This window comes from Microbacterium sp. 13-71-7, assembly GCF_002257455.1.
In the GTDB taxonomy this organism is placed as follows: Bacteria; Actinomycetota; Actinomycetes; order Actinomycetales; family Microbacteriaceae; genus Microbacterium.
Genome location: NZ_NCKN01000333.1, coordinates 1 through 3,297, shown reverse-complemented (window position 1 = coordinate 3,297; position 3,297 = coordinate 1). Strand labels below are relative to the sequence as shown.

Genomic DNA, 3,297 nt, shown 5'->3' with positions numbered 1-3,297 from the left:
CCGTCACCAACCGCTCGGCGGAGCCCGCGACCTTCCGCGTCTATGCGGCCGACGCGAAGACCGACTACGACACCGCGGCGTTCACCCTGATCGGCGCGGACCGCGCCTCGACGGACCTCGGCGCGTGGACCGCCGTGCACGATGGCCCCGCCGCCTGCGCGAACCCGGCCGACGCCTCCTGCGCGGCCGGACTCGGCATCGTGCTCGCACTCGAGCCCGGAGCCCGCGCCGACATCCCGATCACGATCACGGTCCCGCACGACGCCTCGCCCGGCGACCACGCGGCGGGCATCGTCGCCTCGTTCAGCACCGGCGCCGGTGACGGGGCGGCAAGCGTGCGTCGCGAGAACCGGGTCGGCACCCGCATCTACCTGCGCGTCGACGGCGCACTCCACGCGGGAGTCGGGGCTTCGGGCGCCGTCGCCGGATACAACGCGAACCTGAACCCCTTCGCCGCGGGCAGTGGGTTCGTCGGTGTCGACGTCGCCAACACCGGCAACACCCGCCTCTCCGTGCAGCCCTCGCTGCGCTTCACGGGCCCGTTCGGGATCGAGCTCGGGACGGTCGTGCTTCCCGAGGTGCGCAACCTCATGCCGGGCGGCACGGGCCACGTCACGGCCTCCGTGCCCGGCATCCCGCCGCTCCTCCTGCTCTTCGCCGAGGTCGTGCTCGCGCCGACCCCGGCCGACGGCGTCGCCGCCGAGGATCCGCTCCCGGCCCCCACGCGCGCGTCCGCGGAGGCCTGGGCAGTGCCCTGGTCGCTTCTCGCCTTGGTAGCGCTCCTGCTCGGCGGCGGATGGATCGTGCTGCGGATCCGCCGTCGGCGACGGGAGCTGCTCGCCCAGGACTTCGCCGACTACGCCGACGTGATCCGCGCCGAGGAGCGCGCCCATCAGACGGCCCGCATGGCGGGATCCGCCCCGGATCCCGCCGCCCCCGACCTCGTCGGCGCCGAGCGCGCCGCGACTGTCTTCGACAAGGAGAACGCGCGATGATCCGCCGTCCCCGCATCCGCCGCGGAGTCCCCGTCCTGGCGCTGGCGCTGGTCCTGGGGCTCGCCGCCCCGTTCGGACTCTCGCTCCCCGCCTCGGCTGATGACAGCACGCCCCCCGATGGCGCACCGGTCGCCGTGACGGTGACCGTGCCGGAGGCGACTGCGTCGCCGACGTCCCCGACGCAGCCCGCGACACCGGGGAAGGCCGGGACCGGTTCTGGAACCGGTAGCGGAAGCGGGGCCGGCGGCTCCGGAGGCTCCACCGGGACCGGGACGTCGGTGATCGGTTCGGCCGGCGGCGCATCCGCGACAGAGGCCAAGGAACCGTCGATCCCGAAGGCGGCGGCCGGCACCGCGGAGCGCGCCGCGGTCGATCGCGCCACCTATCGCCCCGGCGACACCGTCACGGTGAGCAGCGAGGGGTTCACCCCCGGAGAGCAGGTGCAGATCGTGCTCTTCGGCGAGGGCACTCTCGTCGCCAACGTCGCGGCCGACGCCGACGGCAAAGTACAGCACGCGTTCGCTCTTCCCAAGGACCTGAATGCCGGCCAGCACACGGTGCAGCTCACCGGCTGGCAGTCGCATCGGGTCGCCGCCTCGCGCTTCCTGGTGGAGCTGGTCCCCGCGACCGCCGCCCCCGGGATCCAGGGCGTCCCGCCCTGGGCCTGGTGGGCCGGGGGAGGGATCGGACTCCTCCTGCTCCTGGGCGCCGCGTGGTGGCTGGTGCGCGCTCTGCGCGTTCCCGAGGCGAGGACAGCATGAAGCGCTCCGTGGGCACGATCATGACGCCCGCGACCGATTCGACGGCGCGGACACCGGCGCGCCGGCGCCGGCGCGTCTTCGGGCACCGCCTTTCCTTCCCCGCGACGCGGCCGGCGCGCCCGCCGAAGGACGGTCGCTGGTGGGCCGGCGCGGCGGTCCTCACCGTCTCGGTGCTGCTGCTCTCCCTCGTCGTGCACGCGACGGTGTTCTCGGCGCTGCAGCACTATCGGGCGCAGACGCTCTCGTACAACGCGCTGCGCGTCTCACTGGCCAAGGCCGAGACGCCGGTCGGACAGCTCGTCGACGCGGACCGGATGTCGGAGATCGGCACGCCGGTCGCCTACCTGGAGATCCCCGCGATCGGTCTGAAGGAGGTCGTCGTCGAAGGTACCGGCGCGGAGGTGCTCCGGGCCGGGCCGGGACATCGCCGCGATTCCGTGATGCCGGGTCAGTCAGGGACCGCGGTGGTGCTCGGCAGGCAGAGCACGTACGGCGGGCCGTTCTCGCAGCTGAACCGGCTCAAGCCGGGCGATGAGATCCGCGTCACGACTGGTCAGGGCACGAACGAGTTCACGGTCTTCGGTCTGCGCCGCGCCGGGGATCCGATGCCTGCGCCGCTGTCCGGAACTCAGGGGCGGCTCGAGCTGCAGACCGCCGACGGACTCGCCCTGTTCCCGTCGGGCGTGCTGCACGTCGATGCCCAGCTGACGTCGGCCGCACGGCAGACGCCGTCACGGGTGATGGCCTACCCGGCGCTGCCGATCGGCGAACGGGGGATGGGGCAGGACTCGCCGGGGTGGTTCCTCGCCTTCTTCGCGCTGGTGTTCTTCGCGGTCGCAGGGATCGCCGTGTGGTGGCTCTGGCGATCATGGGGCCGGTGGCAGGCCTGGGTGATCGGCGTGCCTGTTCTCATCGCCTTCGGCGTCGCCACGGCCGACGCCGTGATGAACGCCCTCCCGAATCTGCTGTGAACCCGGAGCACGGCTCACCGACCGCGCTCCGGCGCCCGACCACGAGGAAGACATGAACCCCTACACCGACCAGGCCGCGGCACTCGCCGCGCAGCGCAGCGCCATCGACGCCCACATCGGCGCGGCGCACCCCGACGACGTCACCAGCGCGGTGCCGGCTCCTGAGCAGCGCTGGGCGCCTCCGGCGGCAGCCCCGCCGGAGGCGGTGACCGCCGTGATCCCGGCCGGCCCGGCCCCGCGGCCGTTCGTCGCTCCGGATCCGGCCGGCGGTCCCGATCGGACGGACGGCATCGTGACGTTCCACGAGGAGCCCGTCGCGAATCCTGCGGCACCGCTCTCGGAGCTGGTGGCGCGCGACGTCTCGGCGTGGTTCGGGCAGCACAAGGTGCTCGATCGCGTGTCGCTGACCATGCCCGCGGGTCAGGTGACCGCACTCATCGGCCCGTCGGGATGCGGCAAGTCGACGTTCCTGCGGATCCTCAACCGGATGCACGAGCTCGTGCCCTCCGCATCGCTCGCCGGCGAGGTCCTGCTGGACGGGGACGATGTCTACGACCGCGACCGGAAGCT

The 3,297-nt window shown here is 73.2% G+C and carries 4 protein-coding genes; all 4 read left to right on the top strand.

From position 1 onward, the window contains the following. On the top strand, positions 1 to 995 hold a 995-nt coding region (locus B7X32_RS19755; protein ID WP_292723659.1), incomplete at its 5' end, for a hypothetical protein. Beyond that, entirely contained in the window at positions 992 to 1,756 is a 765-nt protein-coding gene (locus tag B7X32_RS19750) for a hypothetical protein (protein WP_292723657.1), read from the top strand. The genes B7X32_RS19755 and B7X32_RS19750, both read left to right, overlap by 4 nt. Continuing rightward, complete coding sequence (locus tag B7X32_RS19745) at positions 1,753 to 2,727, top strand: sortase (RefSeq protein WP_292723654.1); 975 nt, start codon at positions 1,753 to 1,755, stop codon at positions 2,725 to 2,727. Before B7X32_RS19750 ends, B7X32_RS19745 begins: the two co-directional genes overlap by 4 nt. A gap of 52 nt (positions 2,728 to 2,779) precedes the next feature. Continuing rightward, positions 2,780 to 3,297 (top strand): ATP-binding cassette domain-containing protein (locus B7X32_RS19740; RefSeq protein ID WP_292723651.1); only part of this gene is annotated, 518 nt, incomplete at its 3' end.

What these genes read in the sequence shown, in the direction of transcription:
- B7X32_RS19750 (WP_292723657.1), top strand. Translation starts at nt 992, where the DNA reads ATGATCCGCCGTCCCCGCATCCGCCGCGGAGTCCCCGTCCTGGCGCTG.
- B7X32_RS19745 (WP_292723654.1), top strand. Translation starts at nt 1,753, where the DNA reads ATGAAGCGCTCCGTGGGCACGATCATGACGCCCGCGACCGATTCGACG.